Source organism: Mycobacterium gordonae (assembly GCF_001417955.2).
GTDB lineage: Bacteria > Actinomycetota > Actinomycetes > Mycobacteriales > Mycobacteriaceae > Mycobacterium > Mycobacterium gordonae_B.
Map to the genome: position 1 here is coordinate 1 of NZ_LKTM01000292.1, position 425 is coordinate 425.

Consider the following 425-nt stretch of genomic DNA (forward strand, 5'->3'; position numbering starts at 1 on the left):
ACCCGCCGGCACCGCCGTCACCCCCAGCACCACCGACACCGCCGGTCCCGGCCTGACCCAGGGCACCGCTGACCGAACCCAGGCCCCCGGCCCCGGCGTTACCGCCCAGACCACCGACACCACCATCGCCGCCGGCCCCGCCAGCCACACCCTGCAAAGCACTGTTATCGACACCCTTAGCCCCCGCGCCACCGACACCACCGGTGCCGCCACCACCGCCGGCACCGCCGACACCCTGGACCCCGCCGGTCCCGGTGCCGGCCGCACCCCCAGCGCCACCGGCACCGCCGTCGCCACCGCCAGCACCGAGCCCGCCGGTGTCACCGGGGTTGGTCCCGGCCCAGCCGAACCCGCCGGCACCGCCGTCACCCCCAGCACCACCGACACCGCCGGTCCCGGCCTGACCCAGGGCACCGCTGACCGAA

1 pseudogene is annotated in these 425 nt (G+C 77.2%); it reads left to right on the forward strand.

The window, feature by feature from the left end:
* Positions 1-425 (forward strand): annotated as a pseudogene (locus AO501_RS38325) (hypothetical protein); the annotation flags it as partial.